Annotated in this window: 16 protein-coding genes and 1 pseudogene; 12 read left to right on the top strand and 5 right to left on the bottom strand. The window is 54.4% G+C overall.

What is annotated here, in order from left to right; translation table 11 throughout:
* Positions 1 to 49 precede the first annotated feature (49 nt).
* Both DEO48_RS10440 and yebS read right to left on the bottom strand, forming a co-directional pair.
* Positions 50 to 2,683, bottom strand: coding sequence for a PqiB family protein (locus DEO48_RS10440; RefSeq protein ID WP_045355985.1), 2,634 nt, complete (start codon positions 2,681 to 2,683; stop codon positions 50 to 52).
* Complete coding sequence (gene yebS, locus DEO48_RS10435; RefSeq protein ID WP_023312213.1) at positions 2,652 to 3,935, bottom strand: membrane integrity lipid transport subunit YebS; 1,284 nt, start codon at positions 3,933 to 3,935, stop codon at positions 2,652 to 2,654. The genes DEO48_RS10440 and yebS overlap by 32 nt, the downstream gene beginning before the upstream one ends.
* A gap of 132 nt (positions 3,936 to 4,067) precedes the next feature.
* On the opposite strand from yebS, the gene DEO48_RS10430 reads away from it, so the two are divergent.
* The 4 genes from DEO48_RS10430 to htpX all read left to right on the top strand — a co-directional run bounded on the left by DEO48_RS10430 (position 4,068) and on the right by htpX (position 8,491).
* The gene (locus DEO48_RS10430; RefSeq protein WP_008500476.1) at positions 4,068 to 4,565 is read left to right on the top strand and encodes a GAF domain-containing protein; all 498 of its coding nucleotides are present in this window, start codon (positions 4,068 to 4,070) and stop codon (positions 4,563 to 4,565) included.
* A gap of 96 nt (positions 4,566 to 4,661) precedes the next feature.
* Entirely contained in the window at positions 4,662 to 5,348 is a 687-nt protein-coding gene (gene proQ / locus DEO48_RS10425) for an RNA chaperone ProQ (RefSeq protein ID WP_014884292.1), read from the top strand.
* 19 nt (positions 5,349 to 5,367) lie between these two features.
* A complete protein-coding gene (gene prc, locus DEO48_RS10420) occupies positions 5,368 to 7,416 on the top strand; it encodes a carboxy terminal-processing peptidase (protein WP_109845097.1) in 2,049 nt (682 codons plus the stop codon).
* Positions 7,417 to 7,609: 193 nt separating this feature from the next.
* Entirely contained in the window at positions 7,610 to 8,491 is an 882-nt protein-coding gene (gene htpX, locus DEO48_RS10415) for a protease HtpX (protein WP_014884290.1), read from the top strand.
* A gap of 50 nt (positions 8,492 to 8,541) precedes the next feature.
* On the opposite strand, the gene DEO48_RS10410 is transcribed toward htpX, so the two are convergent.
* On the bottom strand, positions 8,542 to 9,915 hold the full coding sequence (locus tag DEO48_RS10410) for an MFS transporter (RefSeq protein ID WP_045355987.1): 1,374 nt from the start codon (positions 9,913 to 9,915) through the stop codon (positions 8,542 to 8,544).
* A gap of 179 nt (positions 9,916 to 10,094) precedes the next feature.
* On the opposite strand from DEO48_RS10410, the gene kdgR reads away from it, so the two are divergent.
* Positions 10,095 to 10,886: a DNA-binding transcriptional regulator KdgR gene (gene kdgR, locus DEO48_RS10405; RefSeq protein WP_023312208.1), complete on the top strand. Its 792-nt coding sequence runs from the start codon at positions 10,095 to 10,097 to the stop codon at positions 10,884 to 10,886.
* Positions 10,887 to 10,954: 68 nt separating this feature from the next.
* Here kdgR and DEO48_RS10400 read toward each other — a convergent pair whose 3' ends face one another.
* Positions 10,955 to 11,194, bottom strand: coding sequence for a YobH family protein (locus DEO48_RS10400; RefSeq protein ID WP_023312207.1), 240 nt, complete (start codon positions 11,192 to 11,194; stop codon positions 10,955 to 10,957).
* A 161-nt stretch (positions 11,195 to 11,355) separates the two neighbouring features.
* Here DEO48_RS10400 and mgrB point away from each other — a divergent pair, with 161 nt between their 5' ends.
* The 7 genes and pseudogenes from mgrB to rlmA all read left to right on the top strand — a co-directional run bounded on the left by mgrB (position 11,356) and on the right by rlmA (position 16,589).
* Complete coding sequence (gene mgrB, locus DEO48_RS10395) at positions 11,356 to 11,499, top strand: PhoP/PhoQ regulator MgrB (protein WP_006175995.1); 144 nt, start codon at positions 11,356 to 11,358, stop codon at positions 11,497 to 11,499.
* Positions 11,500 to 11,573: 74 nt separating this feature from the next.
* On the top strand, positions 11,574 to 11,864 hold the full coding sequence (locus DEO48_RS10390; RefSeq protein ID WP_023312206.1) for a YebO family protein: 291 nt from the start codon (positions 11,574 to 11,576) through the stop codon (positions 11,862 to 11,864).
* 23 nt (positions 11,865 to 11,887) lie between these two features.
* A complete protein-coding gene (locus DEO48_RS10385; protein ID WP_109845096.1) occupies positions 11,888 to 12,877 on the top strand; it encodes an MBL fold metallo-hydrolase in 990 nt (329 codons plus the stop codon).
* 525 nt (positions 12,878 to 13,402) lie between these two features.
* Positions 13,403 to 13,547 (top strand): annotated as a pseudogene (locus DEO48_RS10380) (DUF2627 domain-containing protein).
* A 13-nt stretch (positions 13,548 to 13,560) separates the two neighbouring features.
* Positions 13,561 to 13,770, top strand: a complete 210-nt coding sequence (gene cspE / locus DEO48_RS10375) for a transcription antiterminator/RNA stability regulator CspE (protein ID WP_001062678.1) — start codon at positions 13,561 to 13,563, stop codon at positions 13,768 to 13,770.
* Positions 13,771 to 13,989: 219 nt separating this feature from the next.
* The gene (ftsI, locus tag DEO48_RS10370; RefSeq protein ID WP_045355990.1) at positions 13,990 to 15,708 is read left to right on the top strand and encodes a peptidoglycan glycosyltransferase FtsI; all 1,719 of its coding nucleotides are present in this window, start codon (positions 13,990 to 13,992) and stop codon (positions 15,706 to 15,708) included.
* A 65-nt stretch (positions 15,709 to 15,773) separates the two neighbouring features.
* Positions 15,774 to 16,589, top strand: a complete 816-nt coding sequence (rlmA, locus tag DEO48_RS10365) for a 23S rRNA (guanine(745)-N(1))-methyltransferase (RefSeq protein ID WP_109845095.1) — start codon at positions 15,774 to 15,776, stop codon at positions 16,587 to 16,589.
* On the opposite strand, the gene mntP is transcribed toward rlmA, so the two are convergent.
* Entirely contained in the window at positions 16,586 to 17,152 is a 567-nt protein-coding gene (mntP, locus tag DEO48_RS10360; protein WP_029741998.1) for a manganese efflux pump MntP, read from the bottom strand. The two genes, rlmA and mntP, sit on opposite strands and share 4 nt — an antisense overlap.
* Positions 17,153 to 17,161 lie beyond the last annotated feature (9 nt).

Here is a 17,161-nt window from a genome sequence, read left to right as displayed (position 1 = left end):
CGCAGTGTAACATAAAGGCTCCGGTGCGTTGACACCGGAGCCTGTCAGATTAACGCGGCAGGGCGGTTCCCCATTCACGCCACTCTTTCGGTTCGCTTTCGAGCAGCAGGAAGTGTTTACCCGGCTGCGCTTTTGGTGCCAGCGGCGTGCCCGGCGGCGTGGCAAACGCGATACCGCCGCGAATGAACTGGTTGAAGGTGCCGGTTTTCACCACGCCTCCCGTCAGGCCAAAGTCCAGCGAATAGCCGGATGCCAGCCAGAATACCGAGTTATTGCGGACCAGGTGCTGGTAACGCTCGCTGATGCGTAACGCCACCATTACGCGGTCGGAGAGCGTACCGAGCGTCAGGCCCGTGACCGTACCCACTTCAATGCCGCGGAACAGTACCGGGGTGCCGATGCTCAGCGAGCCCGCTTCCGGCACTTCCACCACGATGCTCAGGCCGCCAAGGTAGCGCGAGTCGGTGATCGTGGCTTCCTGCAGCTCGAAATCACGACGGGCATTGCCCTGGCCCGGCTCAACGTTGATGTACGGCTGCAGGATGGTGTCGAGATGCTCAACGCCCGCGGCCGAGATCTGCGGCGTGACCACCGAGAAGCGCGAACCCGTCCGGGCGAAGGTCTGCACATATTCCGGGTACAGCACGGCGGTGGCCTGCACCTCGTTGCGCGAGGTAATCAGCGTCAGCTTCTGGATCTGCCCGATATCAATGCCGAGATAGCGAATTGGCATGCCTTCCGCCAGCTTGCCGGCATCGAACGCGTGCAGTGTAATCTGTCCACCCACGGCGCGTGCGGCGGTTTCGGACGGGAAGAGAATACGCTTATCGCCTTTACGCAGATTCGCGCCCGCGCCGCTGAGATTATCGAAGCTAATCGCTCCGCGCAGCGCGCGTGAGAGCGGGGAGGCCTGCACGGTCAGCCCGTTACCGTTAAGCTGAACTTTCGCGCCGCCTTCGGCCCAGAAGACGCTGTTTGGCGTCAGCAGCTTGCGGTACTCCGGCTTGATATGCAGTTCGATATCAAACGCATCCGCACGCGGGCGAACGGTGATAACTTCCCCGACCTCAAACTTGCGGTAGAGCACCACGGAGCCCGCCTGTACGTCCGGCAGCGTCTCGGCGCTTAGCGTCAGCGTGGTGGTAGGGAGATCGCTCAGGCTGTTTTCAACCGCTTTCTCCAGGTTGGCATACAGAGGATAGCTGTCGCGAACGGGGCCTTTATCGCCGGGCAGAATGCGGATGCCGCCGTTAACCCATTCGCTGGCGCTGGCGCCGAGGAACTCCACGCCGTCCAGTCCCACCTTCACATCGACGCGACTGTTCACCACGAATTTGCTGTCGCCGTGCACCAGGTCGCTGTACTGCGGATCGATGGCGACCGAGAAGGTCACGCCATTCGCGGAGAGCTTACGCTCCAGCACCTGGCCGACCTGCACGCCGTGTAAAATTAACGGCTGACCGGCTTCGATTCCGTAACTTTCTGGCGCATTCAGGGTGACGGTCACTACGCCCGGCTTTTGCAGCAGGGATTTATCCGCCGGGGCAATCACGAAGCTATTGCTGGGTTTACCTTCGCCGGGGATGAGCTCAAACGTATTGCCGGTCAACAGCGTGCTGAGGCTGGCATCGTTCAGAGAGAGCTTTGGACTGCGCATTTCGATACGCGTTTTCTCGCGCAGGAGATCGACCACGCTCGGATCGACAGTCATTTCGCCGGTGACCGAGCCGCCCGGGTTGAGCGTCATTTTGGTGAGCTGACCAACCTGCAACCCCTGATACATCAGCGGCGTCGAACCCGCTTTTAGCCCCTTAGCATCGGGCAGGGCGAGTTTGACGAGCACGCCGCGCTGGCTGTGCGCCAGGTCAGCGTACAATCCAAATGAGTCATCCGCGGTGGCGGGGCTTGAATTTTCCGGGGAGTCAAAGGCAATGGCACCATTCACCAGCGCGGCCAGACTTTCCAGCTTCACTTTCGCACCGCTCAGGCTGACGTCCGCATCCACGCCGGAGACGTTCCAGAAGCGGCTGCCTTTTTTCACCAGATTGGTGAAGCGACGTTCGATCAGCACGTCGATGGTGACGCCCTGTTTATTCGGGTTGATCGCGTAATCGTACACGCGACCAACCGGGATTTTGCGGAAATAGACCAGCGAACCGCTGTTCAGAGAACCGAGGTCCGGCGCCTGCAGATGGATCATTAAATCGCCGTTATTGAGGCGGTACTTGGGCTGTGTATCCAGGGCAACAAAGTGATCCTGCGGCTCTCCTTTACCCGGCATCATGCCAATATAGTTACCGCCCACGAGCGCATCCAGCCCTGACACGCCGGCCAGAGAGGCTTTTGGCGTGACCAGCCAGAACTGCGTTTCGCTGCGCAGGGCATCCTGCATGTCAGATTTAATACTGACCCGCACCTGAATCTTGTTCAGCCCTTTTCCAAGGGAGATGTCCTGAACCGTACCCACTTCAACCCCCTGGAAGCGAACGGGCGTTCGCCCGGCGACGATGCCGTCGGCGGTCTGGAAATCAATGGTGACGGTACTCCCGCGATCTTCATAGCTCGTCCAGATAAGCCAGCCTGCAATCATCAGGGCGATGACGGGCAGCAACCAGAATGGCGAAATGCGGCGTTTTGTTTTAATTCTCGCTTCAGTCGGCGAAGCGGGGGTTTCCTGACTCATGTGCATCCCAAAGTAAGCGGCTATCCAGCCATTCCACAGCAAGAATAGTCAATATCACCGCAGAGCCGAAATAAAAAGCCGCGGGTCCCATTGTAAAAGCAAGTAGCTGGTCGCGATTGATGAGCGACATCATCAGTGAAATCACGAACAGATCTAACATTGACCAGCGGCCAATCCAGGTGACGAACCGCAGCAGCAGAATGCGGGTCCGTAAGCCTTGTTCACATTTAAAGTGAATGCTGATGAGCAGGGTAAACATCACCACCACTTTGGTAAAGGGAACCAGGATACTGGCAATAAAGACGATCGCCGCCACCCCGACGTTGCTGTGCGCAAGGGAGATAATCCCGGAGAGGATAGTATCCTCCTGACGCCCGCCATTCACGTAAATGATGGAAATCGGCAGCATATTGGCTGGGATCAGAAACACCAGAGAGGCGATCAGCGCGGCCCAGCATTTTTGCAGGCTGTTGTTGCGCCGCAGTCTCAACGGAATGTGGCACCGCGGGCAGCGACCACGCGCGTCGGGCAAGCCGGTATAGTGACATCCCAGACAGACGCGCAGATTTTCATCAGGACGCGTGGCGGGGCGCTGAGGGTAAAATCGCTCCCAGAGCTGTTCAACGTTCAGGTGGATAAGCGTCAGTATGCTCAGCAATACCAGGCTGATGAAAGCAAAGAGTCCGATGCCGGGCTGCAAAAAGGCGTAGTCCTGTACCTTTATTGACGCAACGCCCACGCCCACCAGATAAATATCCAGCATCACCCACTCTTTGAGCTTATCCAGCATCAGCAGCACCGGGCGAAGGTTCATGCCGAGAATATTGCCAAACCACAGATAGGCAATGGCGGCGACCAGCACCAGCGGCGCGCCAACGGTGCAGAACAGCACCATGGCAGCGGTGATGGGATCGCCCTGACGGGTCATCTGCCAGATACCCTGCAGTACGTTGGCGTCAATGCGCACGCCAAGCAGGTAAAGTTTCAGCAGCGGTTCGCTCCAGGCGAAGGGCATCAGCAGCAGCATGGTGACGGCCATAGCGGCGAGACGGGTTAGCGACCAGTCGCGGCCATCGCGAATTTTGGCGTCGCAGCGCGGACAAAAGGCACTTTGGTGCGATTTCATCTTCGGCAACATAAAAAGCGTATCGCACTGGGGGCAACGCTGATAATGTGCACGTGGCAAAGCTTCGCTCACAGTATGGACAGTTATCTTTCTTGTCGGCGTAATTTTGGTTGTTTTTAAGGCCATCAGCTGCGCACAAATAAGTATTGTTGAAAGTTATAATAACTCATGAACGGATTCATCTTGAGCATGAGCGCATTTAATGCTTATTTTAATAGGCTATGCGGTAAATTTGTAAGACAACTAAGTGATTGAATAATGAACAAAACAGAATTCTACGCGGATCTGAACCGCGATTTTAAGGCATTGATGGCGGGTGAGACCAGCTTCTTAGCCACTCTGGCAAATACTAGCGCATTGCTGTTTGAACGTCTCTCTGACGTGAACTGGGCCGGCTTTTACCTCCTGGAAGGTGAAACTCTGGTGCTCGGCCCGTTCCAGGGCAAACTGGCCTGCGTGCGTATTCCGGTAGGGCGTGGCGTATGCGGCACGGCGGTGGCCGAAAATCAGGTCCAGCGTGTGGAAGATGTTCATGCGTTTGACGGGCATATTGCCTGTGATGCTGCCAGTAATTCTGAAATCGTTCTGCCGCTGGTGGTGAAAAATCAGATTATTGGCGTTCTGGATATCGACAGTACGGTCTTCAGTCGCTTTACAACCGAGGACGAACAGGGGCTACGCGAGCTGGTGGCGAATCTGGAAAACGTACTCGCTGCAACCGATTATCAAAAATTCTTTGCGAGCGTCGCAGGATAATCAACGGATAACGTAGCATTTACTGATAGCGTCATTATAATGACGCCTGTTCATGCCTGCGCTTGTTGGCAACGTCCGTTGTAATCAGGAAATTTCATGGAAAATCAACCTAAGTTGAATAGCAGTAAAGAAGTTATCGCATTTCTGGCCGAGCGTTTCCCGCAGTGCTTCAGCGCGGAAGGTGAAGCTCGTCCCCTGAAAGTCGGTATTTTTCAGGATCTGGTGGCGCGTGTTGAAGGGGAAATGAACCTCAGCAAAACTCAGCTGCGTTCCGCCTTACGTCTTTATACTTCGAGCTGGCGTTACCTGTACGGTATCAAACCAGGCGCTACCCGCGTGGACCTCGACGGCAACCCTTGCGGTGAGCTGGACGAGCAGCACGTTGAGCACGCGCGCAAGCAGCTTGAAGAAGCCAAAGCACGCGTTCAGGCACAACGTGCAGAACAGCAGGCGAAAAAACGCGAAGCCGCCGCGGCAAACGGCCAGGAAGAAGCGCCTCGTCGTGAGCGTAAACCACGCCCTGCGCCGCGTCGTCACGATAATAACGATCGCAAACCGCGTGCAGACAAACCAGCAGCAAAAGCCCCGCGTGCCCCTCGTGAAGAGCCGCGCCATACGCCGGTTTCTGACATTAACGCCCTGAGCGTAGGTCAGGCGCTGAAGGTAAAAGCGGGTAACAATGCTATGGACGCCACCGTACTGGAAATCACCAAAGATGGCGTTCGTGTACAGCTGACTTCTGGTATGTCAATGATTGTACGCGCAGAACACTTGTTGTTCTGAAACGGAGGCCAAGCCTGGCATGAACACTTTTTTTAAGCTCACCGCGCTGGCGGGCCTGTTTGCCATAACAGGTCACGCTTTTGCAGTGGACGATATCACGCGTGTTGATCAAATTCCGGTTCTCAAGGAAGAGACGCAGCACGCGACGGTGAGCGAGCGCGTGACCTCACGTTTTACCCGCTCGCACTATCGTCAGTTCGATCTCGATCAGGCCTTTTCGGCCAAAATCTTTGACCGCTATCTGAACTTGCTGGATTACAGCCATAACGTTTTGCTCGCCAGCGATGTCGAGCAGTTCGCTAAGCGCAAATCCGAGGTGGGTGACGAGTTGCGTTCAGGCAAGCTGGATCTGTTCTACGATCTCTACAACCTGTCGCAAAAGCGTCGTTTTGAACGCTATCAGTACGCGCTTAAAGTGCTGAAACGTCCAATGGACTTCACCGGCAACGACACCTTTAATCTGGATCGCAGTAAAGCGCCCTGGCCTAAAGATGAAGCCGAGTTGAATGCGCTTTGGGACGGCAAAGTTAAATACGACGAACTGAGCCTTAAGCTGACCGGCAAAGACGAAAAAGAGATCCGTGACACGCTGACGCGTCGTTATAAATTTGCTATCCGTCGTCTGGCGCAGACCAACAGCGAGGATGTTTTCTCACTCGCGATGACCGCCTTTGCACACGAAATCGATCCGCACACCAACTATCTCTCTCCACGCAACACCGAACAGTTCAATACCGAGATGAGCCTGTCTCTGGAAGGTATCGGCGCGGTGCTGCAGATGGACGATGATTACACGGTGATCAATTCCATGGTCGCGGGTGGCCCGGCATCCAAAAGCAAAGCGATTAGCGTAGGCGATCGCATTGTGGGTGTAGGACAAACAGGCCAGAACATGGTCGACGTGATCGGCTGGCGTCTCGATGACGTGGTTGCGCTGATCAAAGGTCCGAAAGGCAGCAAGGTTCGTCTGGAAATTCTGCCAGCCGGTAAAGGCACCAAAACCCGTATCGTTACCCTGACCCGCGAGCGTATCCGTCTGGAAGACCGCGCGGTGAAAATGTCGGTGAAAACCGTGGGTAAAGAGAAGGTGGGTGTTCTGGATATTCCTGGCTTCTACGTGGGGCTGACTGACGATGTGAAAGTTCAGCTGCAGAAGCTTGAGAAGCAGAACGTCAGCAGCATTATCATCGACCTGCGCAGTAACGGCGGCGGGGCGCTGACGGAAGCGGTTTCACTCTCCGGTCTGTTCATTCCATCTGGCCCGGTGGTTCAGGTGCGCGATAACAACGGTAAAGTGCGTGAAGATGCCGACAACGACGGTGTGGTCTACTACAAAGGCCCGCTGGTGGTCCTGGTTGACCGCTTCAGTGCTTCCGCGTCTGAAATCTTTGCCGCTGCAATGCAGGACTATGGTCGCGCGCTGATCGTCGGTGAGCCAACCTTCGGGAAAGGTACCGTTCAGCAGTATCGCTCTCTGAATCGTATTTACGATCAGATGCTGCGTCCGGAATGGCCTGCGCTGGGCTCGGTTCAGTACACCATTCAGAAATTCTACCGCGTGAACGGCGGCAGTACGCAGCGTAAGGGCGTAACGCCGGACATCATGATGCCGACAGGCACGGAAGAGACGGAAACCGGCGAGAAGTTTGAAGATAACGCGTTGCCGTGGGACAGCATCAATGCCGCGACCTACGTGAAAGCGGGTGATATGACGCAATTTGGCCCAGAACTGCTGAAAGCGCATAACGACCGCATCGCGAAAGATCCGGAGTTCCAGTACATCATGAAGGACATTGCACGATTCAATGCCCTGAAAGATAAGCGGAATATCGTTTCTCTGAACTACGCACAGCGTGAGAAAGAGAACAACGAGGACGATGCAACCCGCCTGGCGCGTATCAACGATCGCTTCAAGCGCGAAGGCAAGCCTCTGCTCAAGAAACTGGACGATCTGCCAAAAGATTACCAGGAGCCGGATCCGTATCTGGACGAGACGGTGCATATCGCTCTCGACCTGGCGAATCAGGAAAAAGAGAACCCAGCCGTACAGCCCGCTCCGGCAAAATAACCTCCCAACAGGCACAAGAAATTGTGCCTGTTTCTTTTTGTTCTGCATCCTTCCGTCAGTCAGATTTCCAATTGTGTAAAGTTGTGTCTTTCTGGTGACTTACGCCCGCCGGATGCTTGAAAATAGCCGCAATACCCATACGATGTGGGTAATCGCATAGTGCGTTTTGTTAAACTGAGGTAAAAAGAAAATTATGATGCGAATCGCGCTCTTCCTGCTCACCAACCTGGCGGTCATGGTGGTTTTCGGGCTCGTGCTAAGCCTGACAGGAATTCAGTCGAGCAGCGTTCAGGGTCTGTTGATTATGGCGCTGCTGTTTGGTTTTGGTGGCTCGTTCATCTCCCTGCTGATGTCGAAGTGGATGGCACTGAAATCGGTAGGTGGTGAGGTTATTGAACAACCGCGTAACGATATGGAACAGTGGCTGATGAACACGGTGGCTCAGCAATCCCGTCAGGCCGGGATCGCCATGCCGCAGGTGGCGATTTACCATGCCCCGGACATCAACGCTTTCGCCACGGGCGCTCGTCGCGATGCGTCACTGGTTGCCGTCAGTACCGGATTGCTGCAGAACATGAGCCGTGACGAAGCCGAAGCGGTTATTGCCCACGAAATCAGCCATATCGCCAACGGTGACATGGTGACCATGACCCTGATTCAGGGCGTGGTGAACACCTTCGTGATCTTCATCTCCCGTATTCTGGCGCAGATCGCGGCAGGCTTTATGGGCGGAAACCGTGATGAAGGTGAAGAGAGCAACGGCAACCCGCTGATCTACTTCGCCGTTTCGATGGTTCTGGAACTGGTATTCGGTATTCTGGCCAGCATCATCACCATGTGGTTCTCCCGCCACCGTGAATTCCACGCGGATGCCGGCTCGGCGAAGCTGGTTGGTCGTGAGAAGATGATTGCCGCGCTGCAGCGTCTGAAAACTAGCTATGAGCCGCAGGAAGCGAACAGCATGATGGCCTTCTGCATTAACGGTAAATCCAAATCGCTGAGCGAGCTGTTTATGTCTCACCCGCCGCTGGATAAACGTATCGAAGCGCTGCGCAGTGGGGAATATCTGAAGTAACGCTAAGAACTCTAATAAGCCGGGCAGGAGAACACTCCGCCCGGCTTTTTTTATGCCTGAACCCTGGGCTGGGTCACGCGCAGGCCGCTGACGACCGCCGCGAGCGAGGCAAGGGCTCCCGCGGTGAGAAGCGCAACATGGTTGCCGTTTTGCCCGGCGAGGTTAAACATCAGGGCGACCAGCGCCGCGCCGCTGCTTTGCCCCAGAAGGCGCGCGGTCCCCAGCATGCCGCTGGCACCTCCGCTGCGATGGCGCGGCGCGGATGTGATGATGGTGTGATTGTTAGGGGACTGGAACAGGCCAAACCCTGCGCCGCACAGAATCATGCGCCAGATGATGTCCAGATCGGTTGGCGATGACGGTAGTAGAGCCAGCGCGAAAAGGCCTGTCGCCATCACCGCAAGCCCCAATGCTCCCAGTAAACCGGCATGGACGCGTTCAATTAAGTAACCTGCCAGCGGCGCCATCACCATGGTCGCCAGTGGCCAGGGGGTTAACAGCAGGCCGGTCTCCACTTCTGAACGGCCGACCACGCTCTGCAGAAAGAAGGGCAGAGAAACCAGAGCCAGCATTTGGGCGCAGAACGAGCAGACAGACGTGCAAATGGAGAGGGAAAAGAGGGGAATACGCAGCAGATCCACCGGCAGTAAAGGCACGGGGAGAGTGAGCTGGCGGCGAACAAAGAAGAAGCCGATCGCCAGCAGGGCGATGAGCTCCGCGGCGGTAAGCATCAGAGACTGTCCCTGCGCAAAGCCGCTCAGCGCCGTAATCAGCAGGCCAAAGGTCAGGGCATTCATCACCGCACTCGCCACATCGAAGCGCGGCATGGTGCTTTTAGGGCCGTTAGCGGGAAGAAAGCGCAGGGCAAAGAATATAGCGACAATGCCCAGCGGCACGTTAATAGCAAACAGCCATTGCCATGACGCAACGGAAAGGATCGCCGCCGCAATAGTCGGCCCGGCGGCGGAAGAGACAGCGACAATAAACGAGTTTATCCCCATGCCGCGCCCTAGATGACGCTGGGGATAAATTAAGCGGATCAACGCCGTGTTTACGCTCATGAGCGCCGCGCCGCCAAAACCCTGCGCGATGCGGGCAAGCGTCAGGGTATGCAGCGAATCTGAAAGGGCGCATAGCAAGGACGTGAAGGTGAAAACCACCAGACCGCATTGATACACCCGACGGTAACCGAACATATCGCCCAGGAAAGAGAACGAGAGCAGGGAAACCACAATCGCAATCTGATAGGCGTTAACGATCCATATCGAACTGGCGGGAGAGGCATGCAGGTCGCTGGCGATGGTTGGCAGGGCAACGTTCGCGATTGCGCCGTCAAGGACGGCCATTGAGATACCGATAATGATGGTCGCTATAGCGCCATACCGCTGGGGTAAAGGCAGACCATCGGAAAGGGTCTTTTCCATTAGGATTAAAAAAGCTCAGCGTGAAATTATTCTCAGGGTAACTATTTTAGCATTGTTACAGCCGCGATATGTCGCAGATTTGTAACGAAGTAAACGCGGATTGATTGCAGGTGACATGAGGGGAACTTATAATAAAAACCGGTTCTGATTTTTATAAAACACTCGCTATGAGGTGGTAAATGGCTATTGCGGATTTGGATAAACAGCCAGATTCTGTTTCTTCCGTGCTGAAGGTGTTTGGCATCTTACAGGCGCTGGGGGAAGAGCGTGAAATAGGTATTACAGAGTTGTCGCAGCGCGTGATGATGTCTAAAAGCACCGTGTATCGCTTTTTACAAACCATGAAGTCGCTGGGCTACGTTGCCCAGGAAGGCGAATCTGAAAAATACTCTCTGACGCTTAAGCTGTTTGAGCTGGGCGCTCGTGCGCTACAAAATGTTGACCTGATCCGCAGCGCTGATATCCAGATGCGTGAAATCTCTCGCCTGACCAAAGAGACCATCCATCTCGGTGCGCTGGATGAAGACAGCATTGTTTACATCCATAAAATCGACTCCATGTACAATTTGCGCATGTACTCGCGCATTGGTCGTCGCAACCCGCTCTACAGCACCGCGATTGGTAAGGTTCTGCTGGCGTGGCGCGATCGTGAAGAAGTGAAGCAGATCCTCGAAGGCGTGGAATACAAGCAAAGTACCTCACGAACTATTACCAGCACAGACGCGCTGTTAACGGTGCTCGATCGCGTACGCGAGCAGGGGTATGGCGAAGATAACGAAGAGCAGGAAGAAGGGCTGCGCTGCATCGGCGTTCCGGTGTTTGACCGCTTTGGCGTAGTAATCGCGGGCTTAAGTATCTCTTTCCCAACCTTACGCTTCTCCGAAGAGCGCCTGCATGAGTATGTGGCTATTCTGCACACTGCCGCACGTAAGATTTCTGAACAGATGGGTTATCACGACTACCCGTTTTAATCTCTGCTCGCATAAAAAAACGCCGCATCTGCTGCGGCGTTTTTTATATCAGTCATGTCACCTGCTGATTAGCCATTATCAATCACGACGGATGTCTTTCGCAGGACCGGACAGTTGGTCAAGCCAACGATCCCGCTGTCAGTATGCAGATATTGCGCAGTGCTCACGCCCTGTGCCGTTAAATATTTGCATTGAATCCCTAACCCGGCTGCGTTTTCGGTGCTTCCCACAAGCACGCCATAACCCGTGAGCAGAAGGCCAATCCAGACAATGGCCAGTGCAATAATTGTTCGAATAATGAAGCGCATCATTAGCCTCTTTTGTCGTTGTTATCATAAAGCTAGCGTAAACGGTTTACACGATGAAACAAGTGCAGGATTCTGAAAAAAGTGCGATGGCGGTACAGTTAGTCCTTGTTTAAGATAAGCGTGTTAACCTCGTTACATCAGGTTTTTAGACGGAGTGTGGAGTGAAAAAAATACGCTGGGTAATTCTGATTATCGTGCTGATAGCGTGCGTGGTGTTATGGACGCAGACGATCAATGTGATGTGCGATCAGGATGTACAGTTTTTTAGCGGCGTTTGCGCAATCAATAAGTTTATTCCGTGGTAATACGCATTTTTTCTCAAGGTGATTTCCTTCCTTCGCGCCAGTGGTAAAATAGACGTTTTTATTGAGGTGGTGAAATGGGTGAGTTACTGAATTCAGGGCTGCTGAATATGGCATCCCTGATGATTTCTTTGGTTGTTCTGCTTGTGGGCCTGGTCATTTGGTTTTTTGTGAACCGCGCCAGCTCTCGTACTAACGAGCAGATTGAACTGCTGGAAGCGCTGCTCGATCAGCAAAAACGTCAGAATGCGCTGCTACGCCGTCTGTGTGAGGCTAACGAACCGGAAGAGAAAGACGCGCCGAAAGACGCGGTCGCTGAAGAAAGCAAAGACGAAGACGACTTTATCCGCCTGGTGGCTGAGCGTTAATCTTTTTATGCTGGGAGGTGGCTGTGGTCTGGAAAAATCCCTGGTATGACCCCTCCCTGAAACATCACACCCCGAACGGTTTTCGTAATACCGATCCTGTCGGACATCAACCCGGCGATCTTGACCGTTGGCGCAAAGCGCGTAAAGAGGCCGGTTTACCGAAGCCACCCGCGCTGGGCTATGAAGACTTTATCCAACAGTGGTGGCAACCGGTTGAGCTTACGCAACCTCATGAAGATGGGGTATGGTGGCTGGGACACGCGAGCGTAATGCTGCAGCTGGACGGCAATATCATCCTTACCGATCCGGTTTTTTCACAGCGCGCTTCTCCACTCCCTTTCCTGGGACCCCAGCGCAAAACGCCTCCCGCGCTGTCAGTCTGTCAACTCAATCAGCTTGATGCGGTCGTCATCTCCCATAATCATTACGATCATCTTGATGACGCGACCATTCGCCGTATTCTCAAACGCTTCCCCGAGGTCAGTTTTTTTGTTCCGCTGGGCCTTGCCGACTGGTTTCGCCGCCGGGGGGCAAAACGCGTGGTTGAGCTCGACTGGTGGCAGAGCTTCACCTGGCAGGGGATGACGCTGACCGCCGTACCGGCACAGCACTGGAGTATGCGCACGCCATGGAACCGCAATCGCTCATTATGGTGCGGCTGGGTTATGGAAGGTCGACATCATCGTTTCTGGTTCAGCGGAGATACGGGGTATTCGCCTGAGCTGCTGTTGATACCTGAACGTCTGGGCCATATCGATGCTGCCGCGTTACCGATTGGAGCTTATGCCCCACGATGGTTCATGGCTATCCATCATATGGATCCGCAATCTGCGGTGGCATTGTGGCAGCAGCTGGGTTGTCCTCTGGCGTTTCCCATTCACTGGGGCGTGTTTGAACTGGCAGATGAAGCCCTCGATGAACCTGTGCGGGAGTTTACTGACGCGCTAGATAATTTAGCACCAGTTAATCATTCTTTCAGGGTACTGAAAGTTGGTGAATATTTATCCTTATAAGCGAAGCGATAACGTAGTGCATATATTCTGTATGTAAACGCGTGCAGGAATGTTTTATTTTTATCGAAACGTTTTGCTTGCCTTCTTTTGATGCAGAGTCATAAAAATTTCATTATTTTGGTGCATAACACTGTTTATTAGTTGGTGCATTTTAATACAGTTCGGCGCGGGTTATTAACAGTGTTTTTTCTCTGAAACAATTTGGTCGCGTTACAATGATTTAAGCATAAGTTTTCACAAATTGTTCTAACTCAATCAGGACGTAAGATTTCTTTTCCCGTTTGCTGGACGCTTCGTAATGATTGAGCTATGTTAAAAAAGTCTTAGATTACAGCGCTTGTGAAAGCAACGCTGGGTCTTTGTTACGCAGCAGAGCTGTCTGTAAGTGATGCGCATAATTGTGCAAAACCTGACAGGCACTGTTCGAATTTGTGCGGCGGATCGAGACATGTTTAAAAATGGCTTGCCATATTAAACATAGTGTGTGATAACACGTTTTGGGTCAAACGAGGTACAGTTCTGTTTATGTGTGGCATTTTCAGTAAAGAAGTCCTGAGTAAACACGTTGTCGTTGAATACCGCTTCTCTGCCGAACCTTATATTAGTGCCTCATGCAGTAATGTCTCAGTTTTATCTCAGTTAATGCCTGCGGGCTAAGAAAACACTCTAAGGAATTTTGCAAAATGGCAAAGATTAAAGGTCAAGTTAAGTGGTTCAACGAGTCTAAAGGTTTTGGTTTCATTACTCCTGCTGACGGCAGCAAAGACGTGTTCGTACACTTCTCTGCAATCCAGGGTAACGGCTTCAAAACTCTGGCTGAAGGCCAGAACGTTGAGTTCGAAATTCAGGACGGCCAGAAAGGCCCAGCTGCAGTTAACGTAACTGCTATCTGATCGAACCGCTGCTGACTGAAGCGCCTAGCACTTCAATCTCAGACATAAAGCCTCGCATAATGCGGGGCTTTTTTATGTCCCTTATCTTTCAAAATATTACCATTGGCGGTCTTGTTAGTAACTTGTTGCAAAGCTGCGAGGTTAGTAGCACTGTTTTGCCACCTTAAACCCATCTTTTCCCGTTAAATCAGGGCGTTGTTTAACAGTCCTGGGGTTCAGGTGAAGAAGAAATTGATAACCACCGCTGGCAATTTCACGCCAGCGCGTTTTGTGCTGCTCTGTTTAGCTATTTTTTGTAGTCTGGCTTTTTTGCTGGGCCGCGTTGCCTGGCTGCAAATCATCAAGCCTGACAATCTGGTGAAGCAGGAAGATATGCGATCCCTCCGCCAGCTGGCGATTGATGCGCCGCGGGGCATGATAATGGATCGCGAAGGTCGCCCCCTGGCGGTGAGCGTGCCCGTCCGGGCCGTCTGGGCCGATCCTAAAACGGTGCTGGCAAAAGGGGGCGTTGGCATTGACGAACGCTGGCAGGCGTTGGCAAACGCGCTGCATCTCTCGCTGGGCACACTTTCGGCGCGAATCAACGCCAACCCGCAGGGGCGTTTTATTTATCTTGCCCGTCAGGTCGATCCCGCACAGGCGAAGTGGATCGATAAGCTGAATCTGCCCGGTATCAATTTACGCGATGAATCTCGCCGTTTTTATCCTGCCGGCCATGTGGCAGCGAACCTGATTGGCTTCACCAATATTGACGGGCAGGGTATTGAAGGCGTGGAAAAAAGCTTTAACGCGCAGCTGACCGGCAAGGCGGGTGTGCGACAGGTAAGGGAAGACCGCTACGGACGCGTGGTTGAAAACCTGACGGAAGTGGCGCCCGCGCCGGCGCATAACATCCAGTTAAGTATCGACGAGCGGCTGCAAACCATCACCGAAGATGCGCTCGATAATGCCGTGGCCTGGAACAAGGCCGAGTCTGGCGCATCGGTGCTAATAAATATCCCAACCGGGGAAATACTCGCCATGGCGAGCTATCCGGATTTCAACCCCAATAATCGGGAAGGCGCGACGATAAACGATTTTCGTAATCGCGCGATCAGCGATACGTTCGAACCCGGTTCGACGGTCAAGCCGCTGGTGCTGATGACGGCCCTGCAGCAGGGCCTGGTCCAGCCGGACAGCGTGATTGACACTCACCCGTATACCCTTGACGGGCATCGTATCCGCGACGTGGGCTATTATCCTGAACTGACGATGACCGGGATCCTGCAAAAATCGAGCGACACCGGCGTATCCCGACTCTCCCTGGCAATGCCTGTCCAGCATCTTATTGATACCTATCGAAACTTTGGGTTTGGCACGAATACGGGGCTTGGCTTAACGGGCGAGAGCGCGGGGCTGTTGCCAAATCGTAAATACTGGAGCCAGCTCGATCGTGCGACCTTTGCCTTCGGCTACGGGCTGATGGTGACGCCGCTCCAGCTGGCGCACGTCTACGCCACGATCGGCGGCTTCGGGCTCGAGCGACCTCTCTCGATTACGCGTATCGATCCACCCGTTATCGGGCACCGGGTCATGCCGGAAGAGATCGCACACGAGGTGGAACACATGATGGAGAGCGTTGCGCTGCCCGGCGGCGGGGGCGTTAAGGCCGCCGTTCGCGATTACCGGGTGGCGGTGAAAACCGGCACGGCGAAGAAAATTGACGACAGCGGAAAGTACGTCGATAAATACGTTGCGTATACGGCCGGCGTTGCGCCCGCCAGCGATCCGCGCTTTGCCCTGGTGGTGGTCATTAACGATCCGCAAAATGGCGCCTACTACGGCGGTGCCGTTTCCGCGCCTGTCTTCAGCGAGATTATGGGTAACGTGCTGCGTCTGGAGAATGTAAAACCTGACGGGTTACCGGCGGGCTCCGATCACCTTATCGTTATGCGTTAACCGGGCGTTTATAACCAGGGCGAATAGCGGTACACTTCGCCCTTTGATTATGCTCCGGAGTCACCATGTCCTTCAGCTGTCCCCTTTGCCACGCCCCCCTGACGCATTCAGATAAAAGCTATACCTGTCCGCAGGGGCATCAGTTTGATATGGCAAAAGAAGGCTACGTGAATCTTCTGCCGGTGCAGCATAAGCGCTCCCGCGATCCAGGCGACAGTGCAGAGATGATGCAGGCGCGCCGCGCGTTTCTGGATGCCGGGCACTATCTGCCGCTGCGGGAGACCGTCGCGCAGATGCTGAATGACATCCTGCCGGGTTCAGCCACCGCCATTCTCGATATCGGCTGCGGGGAAGGGTACTACACCGCACGCTTTGCCGGGATCGCCCGTGAGAAGGACGCGTTGACATTCGGTCTGGACGTGTCGAAAGTGGCCATTCGCGCGGCGGCAAAGCGTTACGCGGACGTGACGTTCTGCGTGGCATCCAGCCACCGGCTGCCGTTTGACGATGCCAGCATGGATGCGGTTATCCGCATTTACGCGCCCTGCAAGGCGGAAGAGCTGGCTCGCGTGGTGAAACCGGGCGGATGGGTCGTCACCGTGACGCCGGGCCCGCGTCATCTGATGGAGCTGAAAGGGCTGATCTACGACGAAGTGCGTCTCCATGCCCCTCATTCTGAACAGCTGGCCGGTTTTAGCCTGAAGCAGGAGCAAACCGTAGCGTATGAAATGACGCTTAAAGGGGAAGAAGCAACCGCGCTGCTGCAGATGACGCCGTTCGCGTGGCGGGCAAAACCGGAAGTGTGGGAAGCGTTAGCTCTACAATCAATATTTAACTGCCAGACAGATTTCAGTATCCACGTCTGGCAGCGCGAAGATTAACCGGCGAAGTGTGCCCAGAGGATCTGGGCACCAATGCCAATCAGCACAATTCCTCCCAGGATCTCAGCGCGTTTACCCAGCAGCGGGCCGATAAACCGTCCGACCATCATGCCCAGCGTGGACATGATCAGCGTTGCGCAGCCGATGGCCAGCGCGGTGGCGATAATATTGACCTGCAGGAATGCCAGACCGACGCCGACGGCCATTGCATCAAGGCTTGTGGCAATCGCCGTGGTGACCAGCAGCCAGAACCCGTGGCGGTGCTGCGGCTCCTCGTCTTCATCATCACCGCCGCGAAAACCTTCTATCACCATTCGGCCACCGAGAAACACCAGCAGTACGAAGGCAATCCAGTGGTTCCACTCCAGCACGAACTGGCTGGCGAGCATGCCAAGTCCCCAGCCGATAAGCGGCGTAAGCGTTTCGATAGCACCAAAAATGAGGCCGGTACGCAGGGCTTCTGAGAACTTAGGTTTGTGGAGCGTGGCGCCTTTTCCGATGGAAGCCGCAAAAGCGTCCATGGACATGCCAAAAGCGAGGAGGATCGTAGCGGAGATATTCATAACAGCGTC

It is taken from the genome of Enterobacter sp. CGMCC 5087 (genome assembly GCF_003144775.1).
Taxonomy (GTDB): domain Bacteria; phylum Pseudomonadota; class Gammaproteobacteria; order Enterobacterales; family Enterobacteriaceae; genus Enterobacter; species Enterobacter cloacae_M.
The sequence above is the reverse complement of the archived record's forward strand: the minus strand, read 5'-3'. Positions and strand labels throughout refer to the sequence as shown.